General features: G+C 72.0%; 21 protein-coding genes and 2 pseudogenes. 19 read left to right on the forward strand and 4 right to left on the reverse strand.

Features of this window, described 5'->3' with window-relative positions:
• Positions 1–68 precede the first annotated feature (68 nt).
• Positions 69–974, forward strand: coding sequence for an MBL fold metallo-hydrolase (locus ACFWA7_RS23875; protein WP_385541518.1), 906 nt, complete (start codon positions 69–71; stop codon positions 972–974).
• A 15-nt stretch (positions 975–989) separates the two neighbouring features.
• On the opposite strand, the gene ACFWA7_RS23880 is transcribed toward ACFWA7_RS23875, so the two are convergent.
• On the reverse strand, positions 990–1,856 hold the full coding sequence (locus ACFWA7_RS23880; RefSeq protein ID WP_385825098.1) for an LLM class flavin-dependent oxidoreductase: 867 nt from the start codon (positions 1,854–1,856) through the stop codon (positions 990–992).
• Positions 1,857–2,065: 209 nt separating this feature from the next.
• Here ACFWA7_RS23880 and ACFWA7_RS23885 point away from each other — a divergent pair, with 209 nt between their 5' ends.
• Positions 2,066–2,716, forward strand: coding sequence for a hypothetical protein (locus ACFWA7_RS23885; RefSeq protein ID WP_385825101.1), 651 nt, complete (start codon positions 2,066–2,068; stop codon positions 2,714–2,716).
• A gap of 104 nt (positions 2,717–2,820) precedes the next feature.
• Positions 2,821–3,594 carry a maleylpyruvate isomerase family mycothiol-dependent enzyme gene (locus ACFWA7_RS23890; RefSeq protein ID WP_385825103.1) on the forward strand — a complete coding sequence of 258 codons (774 nt, stop codon included), beginning with the start codon at positions 2,821–2,823 and terminating at the stop codon, positions 3,592–3,594.
• Positions 3,595–3,874: 280 nt separating this feature from the next.
• Here ACFWA7_RS23890 and ACFWA7_RS23895 read toward each other — a convergent pair.
• A pseudogene (locus ACFWA7_RS23895) lies at positions 3,875–4,819 on the reverse strand (agmatine/peptidylarginine deiminase); the annotation flags it as partial.
• Between ACFWA7_RS23895 and ACFWA7_RS23900 the strand changes: the two are divergent.
• The 16 genes and pseudogenes from ACFWA7_RS23900 (at position 4,788) to ACFWA7_RS23975 (ending at position 13,960) form a co-directional block, all read left to right on the forward strand.
• A complete protein-coding gene (locus ACFWA7_RS23900; protein ID WP_385541510.1) occupies positions 4,788–6,119 on the forward strand; it encodes an NAD(P)/FAD-dependent oxidoreductase in 1,332 nt (443 codons plus the stop codon). The pseudogene ACFWA7_RS23895 and the gene ACFWA7_RS23900 sit on opposite strands and share 32 nt — an antisense overlap.
• A gap of 201 nt (positions 6,120–6,320) precedes the next feature.
• Positions 6,321–6,841 (forward strand): annotated as a pseudogene (locus ACFWA7_RS23905) (transketolase C-terminal domain-containing protein); the annotation flags it as partial.
• A 59-nt stretch (positions 6,842–6,900) separates the two neighbouring features.
• Positions 6,901–7,215, forward strand: a complete 315-nt coding sequence (locus ACFWA7_RS23910) for a gas vesicle protein (RefSeq protein WP_385541508.1) — start codon at positions 6,901–6,903, stop codon at positions 7,213–7,215.
• 64 nt (positions 7,216–7,279) lie between these two features.
• Positions 7,280–7,699 (forward strand): gas vesicle structural protein GvpA, encoded by a 420-nt coding sequence (locus tag ACFWA7_RS23915; protein WP_385541506.1) that lies wholly within the window; start codon positions 7,280–7,282, stop codon positions 7,697–7,699.
• Complete coding sequence (locus tag ACFWA7_RS23920) at positions 7,696–8,412, forward strand: GvpL/GvpF family gas vesicle protein (RefSeq protein WP_385825105.1); 717 nt, start codon at positions 7,696–7,698, stop codon at positions 8,410–8,412. The genes ACFWA7_RS23915 and ACFWA7_RS23920 overlap by 4 nt, the downstream gene beginning before the upstream one ends.
• Before the next feature lie 27 nt (positions 8,413–8,439).
• Positions 8,440–8,676 (forward strand): gas vesicle protein GvpG, encoded by a 237-nt coding sequence (locus ACFWA7_RS23925; protein WP_385541502.1) that lies wholly within the window; start codon positions 8,440–8,442, stop codon positions 8,674–8,676.
• The gene (locus tag ACFWA7_RS23930) at positions 8,673–9,227 is read left to right on the forward strand and encodes a DNA primase (protein ID WP_385825107.1); all 555 of its coding nucleotides are present in this window, start codon (positions 8,673–8,675) and stop codon (positions 9,225–9,227) included. The genes ACFWA7_RS23925 and ACFWA7_RS23930 overlap by 4 nt, the downstream gene beginning before the upstream one ends.
• Positions 9,220–10,305, forward strand: a complete 1,086-nt coding sequence (locus tag ACFWA7_RS23935) for an SRPBCC family protein (RefSeq protein WP_385541498.1) — start codon at positions 9,220–9,222, stop codon at positions 10,303–10,305. The genes ACFWA7_RS23930 and ACFWA7_RS23935 overlap by 8 nt, the downstream gene beginning before the upstream one ends.
• Positions 10,305–10,658 (forward strand): gas vesicle protein, encoded by a 354-nt coding sequence (locus tag ACFWA7_RS23940; RefSeq protein WP_385541496.1) that lies wholly within the window; start codon positions 10,305–10,307, stop codon positions 10,656–10,658. The genes ACFWA7_RS23935 and ACFWA7_RS23940 overlap by 1 nt, the downstream gene beginning before the upstream one ends.
• Positions 10,651–11,451, forward strand: coding sequence for a GvpL/GvpF family gas vesicle protein (locus tag ACFWA7_RS23945; protein WP_385825109.1), 801 nt, complete (start codon positions 10,651–10,653; stop codon positions 11,449–11,451). The genes ACFWA7_RS23940 and ACFWA7_RS23945 overlap by 8 nt, the downstream gene beginning before the upstream one ends.
• The gene (locus tag ACFWA7_RS23950; protein WP_385541492.1) at positions 11,429–11,695 is read left to right on the forward strand and encodes a gas vesicle protein; all 267 of its coding nucleotides are present in this window, start codon (positions 11,429–11,431) and stop codon (positions 11,693–11,695) included. The genes ACFWA7_RS23945 and ACFWA7_RS23950 overlap by 23 nt, the downstream gene beginning before the upstream one ends.
• Positions 11,692–12,009, forward strand: a complete 318-nt coding sequence (locus ACFWA7_RS23955; protein ID WP_385541490.1) for a gas vesicle protein K — start codon at positions 11,692–11,694, stop codon at positions 12,007–12,009. Before ACFWA7_RS23950 ends, ACFWA7_RS23955 begins: the two co-directional genes overlap by 4 nt.
• The gene (locus ACFWA7_RS23960) at positions 12,006–12,968 is read left to right on the forward strand and encodes a cation diffusion facilitator family transporter (RefSeq protein WP_385825111.1); all 963 of its coding nucleotides are present in this window, start codon (positions 12,006–12,008) and stop codon (positions 12,966–12,968) included. Before ACFWA7_RS23955 ends, ACFWA7_RS23960 begins: the two co-directional genes overlap by 4 nt.
• 126 nt (positions 12,969–13,094) lie before the next feature.
• Entirely contained in the window at positions 13,095–13,265 is a 171-nt protein-coding gene (locus ACFWA7_RS23965; protein WP_385541486.1) for a hydrophobic protein, read from the forward strand.
• Positions 13,266–13,375: 110 nt separating this feature from the next.
• Positions 13,376–13,552, forward strand: a complete 177-nt coding sequence (locus tag ACFWA7_RS23970; protein ID WP_385541484.1) for a CsbD family protein — start codon at positions 13,376–13,378, stop codon at positions 13,550–13,552.
• Between the two features lie 150 nt (positions 13,553–13,702).
• Positions 13,703–13,960: a DUF5133 domain-containing protein gene (locus tag ACFWA7_RS23975; RefSeq protein WP_385541555.1), complete on the forward strand. Its 258-nt coding sequence runs from the start codon at positions 13,703–13,705 to the stop codon at positions 13,958–13,960.
• 344 nt (positions 13,961–14,304) lie between these two features.
• Here ACFWA7_RS23975 and ACFWA7_RS23980 read toward each other — a convergent pair whose 3' ends face one another.
• A complete protein-coding gene (locus ACFWA7_RS23980; RefSeq protein WP_385541482.1) occupies positions 14,305–15,438 on the reverse strand; it encodes an AI-2E family transporter in 1,134 nt (377 codons plus the stop codon).
• Between the two features lie 15 nt (positions 15,439–15,453).
• Positions 15,454–15,996: a type 1 glutamine amidotransferase domain-containing protein gene (locus ACFWA7_RS23985; RefSeq protein WP_385541480.1), complete on the reverse strand. Its 543-nt coding sequence runs from the start codon at positions 15,994–15,996 to the stop codon at positions 15,454–15,456.
• Positions 15,997–16,329 lie beyond the last annotated feature (333 nt).

Genomic DNA, 16,329 nt, shown 5'->3' on the forward strand with positions numbered 1-16,329 from the left:
CGTATGCGTATCCAGATGAGCCGAACAGGCATTGAGAAGCTCACCCGCTCCGCCGTACGGTCGAAGGCATGAGCATGGAGAGCGAGCAGAGCATCACGCTGGGGGACGTCGAGGTCACGCGGGCCGTCGAGTGGCAGGGGCCGTTCGTGCCCGCCCGTGGCCTCGTCCCGGAGTCCGGCGCCGAGGTGTGGAAGGACAACGAGGACTGGCTGGCACCCGACCACTGGGAGCCGGAGAGCGACACGGCGGTGCTCGCGCTCCAGACGTGGGTGCTGCGCAGCGGCGGACGGACCGTTCTGGTCGACACCGGAGTGGGCAACGGGCGCGAGCGGCCCGACTCGCCGCGCTTCCACCACTGGCAGGGCGACTTCCTCGGCGCTCTGGCGCGGGCCGGTGTGCGCCCCGAGGACGTCGACGTCGTCGTCAACACGCACATCCACAGCGACCACGTCGGCTGGAACACCAGGGACGTCGACGGGGAGTGGGTGCCCACGTTCCCCAACGCCCGCTATCTCCTCCCCGCCGCCGACGACTTCCACTACGGACCGGACAACTCGTACGCGAACGGCGTCCGCCGGGACGACCGGCTGCTCTACGAGGACAGCGTGGCGCCGGTCCACCGGGCGGGGCAGGCCGTGCTGTGGGACGGCTCGTACCGCATCGACGAACACCTCACCCTGGAGTCCGCCCCCGGCCACACCCCCGGCTCGTCCGTCCTGCGGCTCGCGTCCGGGACCGACCGGGCGGTCTTCGTGGGGGACCTGCTGCACAGCCCGGTGCAGATCCTCGACCCGTCCTGCAACAGCGGCTTCTGCCTCGACGCGGGCCAGGCAGTGGCCAGCCGCCGCCGCATCCTCGAACGGGCCGCGACCGAGCGGGAGTTGGTCGTTCCGGCACACTTCGCCGGGGCCGGTCTCGTCGAGGTCCGGCGCGAGGGCTCCGGCTTCACCCTCGCGCCCTCGACCGTCGGGTGAGGAACGGGCGGGCGGTCACGGCACCAGCGGGCGGACCTCCTCGGCGGTGAACCGGACGAACGCCTCGGCGTCCGGCTCGTCGGCGGTGGGTTCGAGGATCACACTGTCCGCCCCGGCCTCGGCGAGCCGCCGCACCGCCTCCGCGACGGCAGCGGCGTCCCCGGCCACGGCGAAGCCGTCCCCGCCCTTCTTCGCCGTGAGCTCCGCACGCACCCGCTCGGCGGCGTCCGGCCCGGTGGCGGCGAGCAGATGGACGACCAGGGGGTGGTGGTCGGTGCGGGCGGCCGCGGCCCGGCCTTCGTCGACGAGCGTACGGGCCCGGCGCACCCCGTCCGGGCCGGTGCCCGCCACCAGGACGCTGCCGTCGGACGCCTCGCCGGACAGACGCAGGGTGCGCGGGCCGGTCGCGCCCGACAGCACCGGGGCGGGCCCGTGCGGCGGATAGTCCAGCGCGACCCCGTCGAGCCGCACATAGCGTCCGGCGACGGTGACGCTCTCCCCGCCCAACAAGCCGCGCAGCGCACCGAGATGCTCCCGCAGCAGCGTCAGCGGCGACTCGGCCCGCGCCCCGACCTGCTCCATCCAGTCCTGCACCCCGTGGCCCACGGCCAGGGTGACGCGGCCGGGGAAGAGCCGGTGCAGCGTCGCGCTCTCCATCGCGGTCAGCGCCACATTGCGCAGCGGCACCGGCAGCAGCCCGACGCCCACGTGCAGCCGCTCGGTCCACGCCAGCGCCGCCGCCGCACTGGCGATGCCGCTCTCCAGGAAGCAGTCCTCCCAGAGCCAGAGCTGTTCGAGACCGGCGGAGTCGGCCGCGAGGGCGACGGAGCGGAGGCGTTCGGGAGCGTTCTGCGGACGGAAGACAGCGCCAAGTGTGGTCATGGCGGGGTTACTTCCCCTGGTCGCGGCGGACCGAAACGGGACGGATGGAACTGGCGTGCCCCAGGGAGCCGGCTACGGGTGAGTGGTCTGAGTACGGGTGAGTGGTCTGAGTACGGGTGAGTGGTCTGAGTAGTGGTGAGTACCTGTGGGCACCGGGCTGAGTACGACCGCTCAGGTCCGCGCCCGGCCTCGCCCCGGAAGCTGGGGCCATGACAACACCGCCCTCCGTCAGCCCGCCGCCCCTTCAGCCGATGGCTCCGGTCCAGCCCGGACAGCCGCGCACCCGGCGCGCCCGGATCGTAGGCGTCATCGTCGGCGCGCTGGTCCTGGTGCTCGTGGCCGGGGCGGCGGTGTGGTGGCTGACCCGGGACGAGGACAGCTCCCCGCTGGCCGGGCGGCCGCGCGTGACGGATGCCTCGGCCGGGCTCTCGTACGCCGTGCCCGAGGGCTGGAAGCGCAACGACGGCAAGGATCTGATCCAGGCCTTCACTTCCTCGATCACCACCAAGGGGCCCGAGGGCCAGGGCGGCGCCGCCGTACTCGCCGGGCGCGGCAGGGGGATCGACGAGTCGGCCCTGAAGCAGTGTACGGAGACGGCGGCCCGGTCCAACGCGGAGTTCTTCTACCCGGACGGCAAGTCGGTGGTGGAGGAGTCCAGGGCCACGGCGGTGAGCGGCCGTCCCGCGTACACGGTGGCGCTGAGCGTGCACGACGACACCGGCAGGGCGGGCCGGCTGCGCCTGACCATCGTCACGCGGAGCGGCGACCGCTCGGCCTTCCTGCTCGGCGTCACCGAGTCACCCGAGCCGACCGACAGCCAGGTGGTCGACGCGGTGCTGGCCAGTGCCGCGGTGAAGTAGCGGGCGCACCCCACGCGCGAGCCGCCTGCCCGCCCGCACCCGGCCGGGGCGGCTGTGACACGCTGCCGGTGAAGCAGAACCGGTATGCCAGGAGGCGCGACACCATGAACACTGCCGAACCGCTCGACCACCGCACGGCCGTCGCCGCGGAGAGCGCCCGGTTCGCGGGCCTGGTCAAGGGCGCCGACCTGACGCTCGCCGTACCCACCTGCCCGGGCTGGACCCTGGTCGACCTGATCAAGCACACCGGCGGCGCGCAGCGCATGTTCACGGCGCTGCTGCGCGGTCGCGTCCAGGAGCGGCCCAAGAGCCGCGACGTGGACCTGCGGCTGCCGGAGCGGGAGGACGGCTACGCCGACTGGCTCGCGTCGGGCGCGGCCGAGGCGGCGCAGGCGTTCGCGAGCACGGACCTCGACGCGCCGATGTGGGTCTGGGGCGCGGACGGCCACGCCCGCTTCTGGGTGCGCCGGATGCTGTTCGAGGTCCTGGTGCACCGCTTCGACGCGGAGCGGACTCTGGGGCTGGACTCCGAGATCGACCGCGCGCTCGCCCGGGACGGCGTCGACGAGTTCCTGGTCAACCTCCCCTTCGCCGCGTTCTTCGCACCCAAGGTCGCGAATCTGCGCGCCGCCGGGTCCGTCCAGCACATCCGCTTCGTGTGCGCGGACACGGACGGCGAATGGCTCGTACAGCTGCGCCCCGACGGCTTCGGCCTCGTCCCGGACGCGAACGGCACGGCCGCCGACGCCACCGTCCGGGGAACCGCCGCCGACCTCCTGCTGCTCGTCTACGGCCGCCTCGACCGCTCGGCCGGGTCGGTGGAGACGAGCGGGGACGCGGAGCTGCTGGAGCGCTGGTTCGCCAACTCCGAGTTCTGAACGAGGCCAGACGCCGCCCTCCAAGAGATGCCGCGCCACCGCCCGGGACGACCACCTGCCGGCCCGCCGCGTGAACACCCGGACGAGATCGAGGCGTTCGGGCCACAGCGCCGGGACCGACTTCCTGCCCCGGCAGACGGAGGATCCAGGGCGTGGGTTCCCGGCGGACCGCCCCGCCTCCCCACCGGACCGGGCGCCCCCGCCTCACTCCGCGGGCGCCCGGCTGTTCGTGGGTCGAGCAGTGGATGCCGCCCCCGCCTGAGGCGATGGCGTCGATCTTCACGGCGACGACTCCGCGGCCGGGGAAGGGGTCGCGCAGGATCCCGTTGGCGCGGTCGTCGGCCTTGGCGTCGCCCAACTCCGGTACGAACACGGCCCCGTTGGCGACGTAGAAGTTGACGTACGAGGTGGGCATCTCGGGGCCGGTGCGGTCGGGGGCGGGGGCGGGCTGCGGCAGGTCGATGGCCTCGTTCTTCTTTCCGCGCGCGTCCGTGGCGTCCTTGAGGACCCGCCTGGCCTGATCGGCCGAGCGGGACCAGGAGTCCGCGGGCTCGCCCGGGAACGCCCGGTCCAGGAGGACGACTCCGGGCGCGACGAAACGGGCCGGCGAGTCGACGTGCGCGTCGGTGATGTCCTCGCCGCGCACGCCGTCGAACCAGATCACCTTCGCCATGCCGAGCAGCCGCTTCAGCTCGTCCTCGATCTGCTGCCGGGACCTGCCGCGGCTGCGGTTGTCGTTGACCACCGAGCTCTCGGTGACCATCGGCGTGCCCGCGCCGTCGGTCTCGAACGAACCGCCCTCGGCCACGTGCCAGGTCCGCTCGCGCGGGATGCCGCACTTCGCGAGCACCGCGCGGGCGACCCCGGCGTCGTCGGCGTACCGCTGCTTGCCGCCCCGGCCGCTGAGGTCGAGGCCGACGCCGCGCACCTTCCCGCCGTCCTCCACGAACACCGGGACCGTGTCCCTGGCCCACAGGCCGTCCACCGGGACCGGTACGACCTCGATGTCGGACGGCCATGACCACCGGCGTCCGACACGGCCATCCGACACGGCCATCCGACACGGCCGTCCGACACGGCCATCCACCGCGGCCATCCACCGCCCGCCGAAGCGCCCCGCCCCGTGTTTGACCCCGCCCGCGGAGGGCACGCGGGAAGCCTGTCCGCCTGCCCCCAGCCACCGGGAGCCGAACGTGACCACCCAGACTCCGGACCGTCCCCGCATCGTCGTCGTCGGGGCCGGGTTCGCCGGATACCAGGCCGCCCGCACCCTCTCCCGCCGTATGCGCGGCCGCGCCCGGATCACCCTGCTCAACCCCACCGACTACTTCCTCTATCTCCCGCTGCTCCCCCAGGTCTCCGCCGGGATCCTGGAGCCGCGCCGGGTCACCGTCTCCCTGACCGGGACGCTTCCCGGGGTGCGGCTCGTCCTCGGTGAGGCCGGAAGCGTCGATCTGGATGCCTCGAAGGTGCACTACACGGGGCCGGAGGGGGTGCCGGGCGAGCTGGTGTACGACCGGCTGGTGCTCGCCGTGGGCAGCGTCAACAAGCTGCTTCCGGTGCCCGGGGTCACCGAGCACGCACACGGCTTCCGTGGGATGCCCGAGGCGCTGTATCTGCGCGACCACGTCACCCGGCAGATGGAACTGGCCGCGCAGGGCACCGACACGCCGGAGGAACGGGCCGCGCGGCGCACCTTCGTGGTGGTGGGCGGCGGCTACACCGGCACCGAGGTGGCCGCGCACGGAAAGCTGTTCACCGACGCCCTCGACCGGCGCGAACCGGCGCGCTGGATCCTGCTCGACATCGCCGACCGGCTGCTGCCCGAACTCGACCGCAGGCTGTCCACCACGGCCGACCGGGTGCTGCGCCGCCGGGGTGTCGACGTACGCACGGGCACCTCGGTGAAGGAGGCGACCGACGACGGGGTGCACCTGGACGACGGCGAGTTCATCCCGACCCGCACCCTCATCTGGTGCGTGGGCGTGCGGCCGGATCCGCTGGTCTCGGAGCTCGGTCTGTCCGTGGAGCGCGGACGGCTGCTGGTGGGGCCGCAGCTGAGCGTGCCGGGCCGCCCCGAGGTGTTCGCCTGCGGCGACGCGGCGGCCGTGCCCGACCTCACCCGGCCGGGCGAGTTCACCCCGATGACCGCGCAGCACGCCTCCCGGCAGGGAAAGACGGCCGCGCTCAACGTCGCCGCCTCGCTCGGCTTCGGCACCCAACAACCCTACAAACACAACGACTTGGGGTTCGTCGTGGACCTCGGCGGAGTGCAGGCCGCGGCCAACCCGCTCGGCGTACCGCTCTCGGGCATCCTCGCCGGCGCCGTCACCCGCGGCTACCACCTCGCCGCCATGCCCGGCAACCGGGTGCGCGTGGCGGCCGACTGGCTGCTCGACGCCGTACTCCCCCGCCAGGGCGTCCAGCTGGGCCTTGTGCGGTCCTGGTCGGTGCCGCTGGACACGGCGACCCCGGAGCAGGCCCGCATCCCGGGCGGCCCGGCACCCACGACCCGAAAGGACTGACCATGAAGAGCGCCCACACCGCCGACCGCACCGAACTGACCGAATTGGGGCAGCAGTTGAGGGTCGACTCGGTCCGCGCCGCCGATGCCGCCGGGTCCGGCCACCCCACCTCTTCGATGTCCGCGCCGACCTGGCCGCCGTGCTCCTGGCCGGTCATCTGCGGTACGACTTCGAGCGGCCCGAGCACCCCGCCAACGACCGGCGAAGCTCGTCGCAGCGACCGCGGACGGCGAGGGCATCCGCTATCTGCGCACCACCCGGGGCGACACCCCGGTCCTCTACGGGCCCGACGAGGAGTTCCCGGTCGGCGGCGCCAAGGTGCTGCGGTCCTCGCCGCAGGACAAGGTGACCCTGGTCGCGGCGGGTGTCACCGTCCACGAGGCGCTGGTCGCGGCGGACGCGCTGGAGGAGGGCGGCATCCCGGTGCGGGTCATCGACCTGTACTCGGTGAAGCCGGTCGACGAGCGGGTGCTCCAGGAGGCGGCGGCGCTGACGGGGTGTCTGGTCACCGTAGAGGACCACCGCGCGCAGGGCGGCATCGGCGACGCGGTCGCCGAGTGCTTCGCCGACGGCCGCCCGATGCCCCGCCTCGTCAGGCTCGCCGTCGAGAACATGCCCGGCTCCGCGACCCCCGAGGAGCAACTGGCCGAGGCCGGGATCGACGCGGCGCGTCCATCACGGCGACGGTCCGGGTGCTGTACGAGCGGGTCGTCACGAGTTGATCCAACGGGTTTGCCCCGCCCGCGCGGGGCTACCCGGAAGGTCTCAGATGCGAGGTGACATGGCGAACACATCAGAGAACTCGTCCGGCAACAAGCGCAAGTCCCAGGAGGAGCTGCCCGGCGCGATGGACGTGCTGCGCGGCGCACGGGCCCAGCTCGCCGAACTCACCGGTATGACGGCGGAGTCGGTCTCGTCCTTCGAACGCGCCGAGGACGGCTGGGTGCTGCGCATCGAGGTCCTCGAACTCGTCCGGGTCCCGGACACCATGAGCCTGCTCGCCTCGTACGAGGTGGAGCTGGACCGGCGCGGCGAGCTGACCGGCTACCGGCAACTGCGCCGGTACGAGCGGGGGCGGGCCGACCGCAACCCCTGAGACACGACTTCACAGACGGCACAGACGACACAGACGACTTCACAGACAAGGAGGTCCGGACACCATGACGGTTGTCCCGGCACAACAAGGCGGCAGCGGCGGGACCAGTGGTCTCTACGACGTCCTGGAGCTGGTGCTCGACCGGGGGCTCGTGATCGACGCGTTCGTGCGCGTCTCCCTCGTCGGCATCGAGATACTCAAGATCGATGTACGGGTGGTCGTCGCGAGCGTCGACACCTATCTGCGCTTCGCCGAGGCGTGCAACCGGCTCGACCTGGAGGCCGGCCCGCGCAAGAGTCCCGGACTGCCCGACCTGGTCGGGGAGATCACCGAGTCCGGTGCGCGCGGCAAGTCCAAGGGCGCGCTCTCGGGCGCCGCCCAGACCATCTCCGACGCCTTCCAGCAGGCCCGCGAGGAATCCGAACCCGAGCAGCGTCCGCGCACCCGGCGTACCGCCGCGCGCCGCAAGGAGGAGCAGGAATGACCACGTACGTCTACGGGATCGCGCACCGCGCCCACGCGCACCTGCCCGAGGAGATGGGCGGCGTCGGGGATCCGCCGCGCCCGGTGCGGACCGTCGCCCAGGGCGAGCTGATGGCGCTGGTCAGCGACGCGCCCGACGACCTGCGGCCCAAGCGGCGCGATCTGCTGGCCCATCAGAGTGTGCTCGCCGAGGCGGGCGCGGGCGGCCCGGTCCTGCCGATGCGGTTCGGCGGCGTCTCACCCGACGACGAGGCCGTGAAGGCCGCGCTCGCCGAGCACGGCGAACGGTATCTGGAGCGCCTCGAAGCTCTTGAGGGCAGGGTCGAGTACAACATCAAGGCCGCCCACGACGAGGAGGCCGTGCTGCACCAAGTGCTCGCCGACAGCCCCGAGTTGCGCGCCATGAGCGACGCCAACCGACGGGCGGGCGGCGGCACCTACGAGCAGAAGCTGCACCTCGGCGAGCGGATCGCCGCCGCGGTCCAGCAGCGCGAGGCGCGGGACGCGGCGCTGATCCAGCGGGCGCTGGAACGCGCCGCCGAGGACGAGCGGCCCGGGCCGCAGTCCACCGGCTGGCTGACCAACCTCTCGTACCTGGTGGCGCGCGAGCGCGCCGACGAGTTCGTGGCGTCCGTGGAGACGCTGCGCAAGGAGGCGCCGCACCTCATCGTCCAGGTGCACGGCCCGCTGCCCCCGTACAGCTTCACGGACTGACGCGCCCGACCCGATGGGAGGCTCCGCGTGGGCCTGCTCAAAGAACTGCTGCTGCTTCCCGCGGCCCCTGTGCGCGGCACCTTCTGGGTGCTGGAGCAGGTGGTCGCGCAGGCGGAGCAGCAGTACTACGACCCCTCGGCCATTCGCGAGGAACTCGCCCTGCTGGAGGAGCAGTTGATGGCGGGCGAGATCGACGAGGCCGAGTTCGACCGCCGCGAGGACGAACTCCTCGACCGGCTGGAGAACAGGAATTCCTCACGATGAACAACCGGTTGGCAATAGGGCTCGCGGTAGGCGCGGGCTATGTGCTCGGCCGCACCAAGAAGGCCAAGCTCGCGTTCGGCATCGGCACCATGGTGCTCGGCAAGCGGCTCAAGCTGAGCCCCGGGGCGCTCGCGGAGTTCGCGGCCGGGCAGCTGGAGAGCAACCCCCAGTTCAAGGAGATCGGCGGCCAACTGCGCGAGGACCTGCGCGGGGTGGGCAAGGCGGCGACCGGCGCCCTGGTCAACCGGCAGCTCGAAGGGATCGCGGACCGGCTGCACGACCGCACCCTCGATGTGCAGGACCGTATCGCCGGGGTGGTGCCGGACGCGGAGAGCGGGACCGAGGCGGCCGACAAGGCCACCGCCCCCGCCAGGAAGACGACCGATCGGGCGAAGCGGTCCGCGCCCGCGAAGAAGGCGGAGTCGGCGAAGAAGTCCGAGCCGGTACGCCGTGCCGTCACCGCGAAGAAGACCGCGGCGCGCCGGGCCCCGGGCACCAAGAGCCGCTCCTCGGAGCGCGCCGAGGCGAAGGGGGGCCGTTCCCGTGACTGAGACGAAACAGACGACGGGTCTGGTCGACAGCGCGGTCGCGGACCGCCTCAAGTCCGAGCTGCAGGCCCTCGCGCTCGCCCAGTTGGAGCGGGCGCTGACCGGCATCGGGCGCAAACTCGGTGAATCCACGGGGAAGTTGAACGACATCGCCGAGGGGCGCAGCCCCGGGTTCGCCGCGCTGGCGCTGAAGGGCGGCCGCAAGCTCACCGAGGGCAAGGGACCGGTCCGTACCGCCCTGGAGCTCGGCGCCGGCCACCTCAAGGAGAACGTCACCGACACGCTCAAGAACCTGGGCGGCAAGCGGGGCAAGGGCGGCGGCGGCCGCAAGCCCACCGTCATCATGGAGTCGGTGGATGTCGGCGTACCGGTCCGCGACGCGTACGACCAGTGGACCCAGTACCAGGAGTTCTCCCACTTCACCAAGGGTGTCCGCAGCGCGGACAGCACCGACGACACGACCTCCGACTGGAAGCTGAAGGTCTTCTGGTCGAGCCGCAGCTGGAAGGCGCACACCACCGAGCAGATCCCCGACGCGCGCATCGCGTGGACCTCGGAGGGCGCCAAGGGCACCACCAAGGGCGTGGTCACCTTCCACCCGCTGGGCGACTCCCTCACCCGGGTGCTGCTGGTGGTCGAGTACTACCCGAAGGGCCTGTTCGAGCGGACCGGCAACATCTGGCGCGCCCAGGGCCGCCGGGCCCGGCTCGACCTGAAGAACTTCGCCCGGCACATCGCCCTGCGCGGCGAGGCCCCGGACGGCTGGCGCGGCGAGATCCGCGACGGCGAGGTCGTCCTGAGCCACGAGGACGCGCTGGCGCACGAGGAGAAGACGCGCGACCAGGATGGGTACGACGACGAGAAGGCTTCCCAGGACACCTACGACGAGGCCCCTGAGGACGAGGAGCCTCTGGAGGGCGAGTACGAGGAGGAGCCGGAGGGGGACGAGGACGTTCCCGAGGACTCCGAGGAAAGCGACGCCGTCGAATATGACGACGAATGGGAAGAGGATGCGGCCGAGGAGCCCGAGCCCGAGGAATCCGGGCGCCGGCACGTCAAGTCCGGCTCGCGGAGGCGCTGATGACGACCCCGGGACGGCTCTCCGATCCGTATGCGTCGGACGGCGGCGGCGCGAATCTCGCCGACATTCTCGAACGCGTCCTCGACAAGGGAATCGTCATCGCCGGGGACATTCGCATCAATCTCCTCGACATCGAACTGCTCACCATCAAGCTCCGCCTCATCGTCGCCTCCCTGGACAAGGCGAAGGAAATGGGCATCGACTGGTGGGAGGACGACCCGGCACTCTCCGGCGCCGCCCGCCGACGTGAACTCGCCCGCGAGAACGAGCAATTGCAGGCCCGGATCGCCGAACTGGAGAGCCGTCACGACGATTCCCGGGACGCGCACGCGGAGGTGGTACGTGATGAATGAGTCGCTGTGGTACGTCTACGCGGTGGTGCGGCCTTTCGACGGGGTGCTGCCCGAGGGCGTGAGCGGCCTGGACGGCGAGCCGCCGCGGCTGATCGTCCACGACGGTCTGTGCGCGGCGGCGAGCCCGGTGCCCGCCGGGGACTTCGACGCCGCCCCGCTCCGCGCCCATCTGGAGGACCTGGACTGGCTCGCCGCCACCGCCCGCGCCCATCAGGCGGTGGTGGCCGCACTGTCCTCGGTGACCTGCGCGATTCCCCTGCGGCTCGCCACGGTGTGCCGGGATACGAGCGGGGTGCGCCGGCTGCTGGACTCCGGGCGCGCCAGCTTCGTACCGGCCCTGGAACGGCTGGACGGACGGGTCGAATGGGGCGTCAAGGTGTACGCGGAGGCCGGGGACCCCGAGCCCGCGGCGGCGCCGCGGGCGAAGCCCGCGAGCGGGCGGGACTATCTGCGCCGCAGGCTGGGGCAGCGCCAGGCCCGTGAGGACACCTGGCGCCAGGCGGGCGCCCTCTCCCGCGGTCTGCACCAGGAGCTGTCCGGGCACGCCGAGGCGGAGCGGCTGCACCGGCCGCAGAACGCGCGGGTCTCCGGGCAGCCGGGCGAGAACGTGCTCAACGCCGCCTATCTGGTGCCGCGTGAGCGCAGCGCGGAGTTCGTCGCGCTCGTCGAGCAGCACAGGTCGCGGGTCGAGGGGGTGCGCGTCGAGGTGACGGGACCGTGGCCGCCGTACTCCTTCGCGGGCACCGTGGACGCGGACGGAGGGGGAGCCGGTGACTCGGACGGCATCCGCTGACGGCGGGTACGGCGAGCGGCAGATCGCCCTCGTCGATCTGCTCGACCGGCTCCTCGCGGGAGGCGTGGTCCTCGCCGGCGATCTGACCCTGCGCATCGCGGACGTGGACCTGGTCAGGGTCGACCTCAACGCGCTGGTCAGCTCGGTGAGCGCGGAGGTCCCCTCGCCGTTCGAGAGCGCGTACGAGAGTGACGGGGCCGCGCTGCCGGCAAGCCCGTACGGCCTGTTGGGGGAGGGCACATGAGCGGGCGACGGCGCGTGGAGCTCGACGCCGACACGGTGGAGCGCGATCTCGCCCGGCTGGTCCTGACCGTGGTGGAGCTTCTCCGTCAGCTGATGGAACGTCAGGCCCTGCGTCGCGTCGAGACCGGCGAGCTCACGGGCGAGCAGGAGGAGCGGATCGGGCTCACCCTGATGCTCCTGGAGGACCGGATGGGCGAGCTGCGGTCGAAGTTCGGGCTCCGCCCCGAAGACCTCAACATCGACCTCGGACCGCTCGGCCCGCTGCTGCCCACCGAGCCCTCCGCGCGCGGCCCCCACGAGGAGCGCGGACAGTGAGCGCGAACACCGACGGCACGGCACCGGAGAAGAGCGGCCGCAAGGACGCGGGCACCCGGCTCACCATCCTCGTCGCGCTCGGCGCGAATCTGCTCATCGCCGTGGCGAAGGCGGTCGGCGGGGTCTTCGCCGGTTCGCCGGCGCTGCTCTCCGAAGCGGCCCACTCCGTCGCGGACAGCTTCAACGAGGTCTTCCTGCTGGCCGCGCTGCGCCGCAGCCGCCGCCCGCCGGACCGCCGCCACCCCTTCGGCTACGGCAAGGAACGCTTCTTCTGGTCCCTGCTCGCGGCGGTGGGCATCTTCGTGATGGGCGGCTGCTTCTCCGTCTTCCAGGGCATCGAGGCGCTGCGCTCCGGCGCGAACGAGTCGCACTCCGGGTACATCGCCGGGCTCGTCGTCCTCGGGGTCGCCTTCCTCGCCGAGGGCGGTTCCCTGCTGCGGGCCCTGCACCAGGTGCGCGGGCAGCCGGGCGGCGGCATCGGACGCGATCCCGCGCTGCGCACGGTGGTCGCGGAGGACGGGACGGCCGTGCTCGGCGTCGCCCTCGCGACCGCCGGGATGGCCCTGCACATGGCGACCGGTCAGGCGGTGTGGGAGGGCTCGGCCTCGCTGGCCATCGGCGTGCTCCTCGGGTACGTGGCGTACCGGCTCGGCAAGGACGCCCGCGACCAGCTCATCGGGGAGGCGGTCGACCCCGAAATGCGCGACCGCATCCGGGCGTTGCTGGACGCGCAGCCGGAGATCGACAGTGTGGAGGCCCTGCTCACCATGCGGCTCGGCACCGACTCGGCGCTGGTCGCAGCCCGTATCGACCTGGCGCCGGGGCTGGAGAGCGAGGAGATCGAGCTGGTCTGCGAGCGCATCAAGGACTCGGTGGCCAACATCTGGCCCGACGCCGACCAGGTGTTCCTGGACGTCACGGACGCGGCGACGGCCGATGCCCGTAAGCCCGGGCGGTGACTGACTGAGCCGTACACCGTGAAGGGGCACTCCCCCGCCCGGAATTGCGGGCGGGGGCCCCTGTCCGGAATTCACCGTGCATGACACGGCCCGACAGGGGAACCCGCTTTTGTGGAGGTGCATAACATGGTTCCCCTTCTTGTCGTTCTGCTGCTCGCGCTGCTTCTCTTCGGCGCCGGTTTCGCGGTCCAGGTTCTGTGGTGGGTCGCCATTGCCGTGCTGGTCCTGTGGCTGGTGGGATTCGTCGCGCGTCCCGCCGCCGGCGGCGGACGCCGGAGCCGCTGGTATCGGTGGTGAATGCGGTACCCAAGGAATTCTCGGCGCGTGAAGCAGACGTTTGAGAATCCGCTGAACGGTCAGACTCGGACGTGACCACCGACTTCGGAAAAGATCAGGGTGTGAGTACCGTGACCGCAAAGAATGAGAAGGCCAAGGCCAAGGTCGAGCAGGCCAAGGGAAAGGCCAAGGAGACCGCGGCCCGCGCGGTGGGCAATGAGAGCAAGGCGGCCGAAGGCCGTGCCGAGAAGTCGAAGGGCGACCTCCGGCAGGCCAAGGAGAAGGCCAAGGACGCGTTCAGGAAGTAAGCGGTTCCCGGCGCTGCGGGGCCCGGCGGAGTCACTCCGCCGGGCCCCGTTTCGGCGGGTCGTCACGGAGTGCAGCACTACGGCTCGCGCAGGTCCCCGGACCCCGTCAGGATGGGTGGGCTGGGGCCCGCCCATGTGCAGGAGGACATGATGCTGCTGCCCGACAAACAGACGCTCGCACGGCTGCTCTCGCACTACCGGGCGCACGAACGCGCGGTCCTGGCACAGCCCCATGAGCCCGCCCTGCGCAGACGCTTCGAGGACACCGCCTACACGCTCTGCGTGCTCATGGGAGAGCGCACGGCACGCGAGGCGGTGCACGCCGCCGAGCGGTACCTCAGCCACGGCCGCCCGGCGCCCCGCCCTCCCTTCGCCCCGGCCGCTCCCCCGTCGTCACCGAGCAGCTAGCGCATGGCAGCCGCCCATGAATTCCAAGGAATGATTCCCGACAAAGTGACATGTTCCAAGGGTTCGTGGCGTTTCGAATTGAGGATGAAAGGGAGGTAGGGCTGATGGCCGCGTTCAAGGCCACTGCGAAGAGCAGCGCCCGGACCGCCCTCTCGTCCCGGGCGACGGTCTGACCCGGTCGCCCCCGCCTCGCTGAGAGCGTGAGCTCGTGAGGTGTTCCTCCCGCACGAACCCCCGAACCCGCGTACTCCCCGCGGTTCGGCTTCACCCGTGCCTTCCGCGCACGGCGTCGGCCTGACCGCCGACGCCCCGTACCAAAGCGTTCCCCTCGTACAGCAGGCGCGTCAGGACGCGTCCGTCCTGGAGAAGACGTGCTCGTCCAGGACGATGCCGATGGCGACGGCGGCCGGGATGGCGACCAGGGCGCCGATGATGCCGAGCAGCGCCCCGCCGATCAGTACGCCCACGACCGTGACGAGCGGGTGGACGTCGACGGCGAACTTCATGACCCGGGGCACGATCAGATAGTCCTCGGCCAGCCGGAAACCGACGTAGAAGCCGGCGGTGGCCAGGGCGACCGGCAGGGACACCGACAGGGCCACCAGGCTGACGACGAAGCCGCCGATGGTGGTGCCGACGATGGGGATGAGGTCCATCAGGGCGATGAAGACGCCGAGAGCCGCGGGGTAGGGCACGCCGAGGACCGCGCACCAGACGAAGGTGGCCGCACCGGCGATCACCGAGGTGGCCACGTTGCCGAGCATGTAGCGCCCCACCCGGTTGAGGATCTCCTCGGTGACCTCCTGGGCGTGCGGGCGTTTGCGGGCCGCCACGAAGCGCAGACAGAACCGTTTGAGCGCGGGCAGGAAGGCCATCACGTACACCGTCACGACAATGACGATGGCGGCCGAGGTGATCGCGCCGACCACGAACTTCCCGGCGCCGAGCAGCCCGCCGGCGAGCCCGGCCGCCCCACCGGAGGAGAACTGCTGCTTGGCCTTGTCCACCAGGTGGTAGCGGTCCTCCAAGCGGCCCAGCGTGGAGTTGTGGTCGTGCAGGTCCCGCAGCCAGCCGGGAACGGCATTCACCAGCGCGTTGACCTCGTCGGCTGCCGGGGGTACGACCAGCGCCAGGAACCCGGCGAACAGCGCGAGCAGCAGGACCAGGACGACCGCGACGGCCCAGCCCCGGCGCATCCGGTGGCGGGTGAGCCACACGACGACGGGTTCGAGGGCGAACGCGAGGAACACGGCGAGCAGCAGCAGTGTGAGCAGGCTGCCGACCTCCAGGACGGTCTGCACCGTCAGCCACGCCAGCGTCGCTCCCAGGCCCAGCGAGAAGCCGACGGCGAACCAGGACCGGCCGCCGACGCCCTTCCTGCTCACGCCCCGGGCACGCCCGCCCGTCGGCCCCGGTTCCGCGGAGGCCGACTGCTCCGGCTCGCGGCCGTCCTCGCCGTCAGTTCCCACGGACGTCATCGCGCACCCACGGGTTCAATCGGTGCCTTCTCGCAGGGTCCGCAGGACCGTGTCGCAGAAGACCTTGAGGTCGTCCGGCTTGCGGCTGGTGATGAGGGTGTTGGGGCCGTCGGTGCAGATCCGCACCGGCTCGTCGACCCAGGCGCCGCCCGCGTTGGTGATGTCGGTGCGCAGGCTCGGCCACGAGGTGAGGGTCCGCCCGCTCAGCACATCGGCCTCCACCAGCGTCCAGGGCGCGTGGCAGATGGCCGCCACCGGCTTGCCCTGGTCGAAGAACGCCTTCGCGAAGGCGACGGCGTCCTCGTCCATGCGCAGCGCGTCGGGGTTGGCGACCCCGCCGGGCAGGACCAGTGCGGCGAAGTCGTCCGGCCGGGCCGAGCCGACCGTGAGGTCGACGGCGAACGTGTCGGCCTTGTCCAGATGGTCGAAGGCCTGCACGCGCCCGCTGTCGGTGGACACCAGCTTGGCGGTGTGGCCCGCCTTGGTGACGGCCTCCCACGGCTCGGTCAGCTCCACCTGTTCGACGCCCTCCGCCGCCACGAGAAATGCCACCTGCATGGCGTGCGCTCCCTTCCCATCGCACCGCGCGCGGATGCGGCCCCGGTCGTCTGCCGTCTCCTGACCGAGCATCTCCGACCGCCGGGCATCCGGCCACATGGGCCGCACGGCGCACGGGCCGCGGCGTGCTCCGCCCCGGCCCCGGTTGTGTCGTGGAGCAGGGTGCCCCTCCCGGTGCTCACGAAACCGTGGCACCGCCTTCTGGGGGATTGCCCGGCGGACCGCCGGGTACCCGCTCGCCCGGAGGAGCCGGGGTGACCGGGCGCGCGGTGCGGTGCACGGTGGCGCCGCGCGCCGTCGGCGGCCCGTGTGCCCGCGGTGCTTTCATGAGCC

It is taken from the genome of Streptomyces sp. NPDC059994, from assembly GCF_042737755.1.
Classification (GTDB): Bacteria; Actinomycetota; Actinomycetes; order Streptomycetales; family Streptomycetaceae; genus Streptomyces.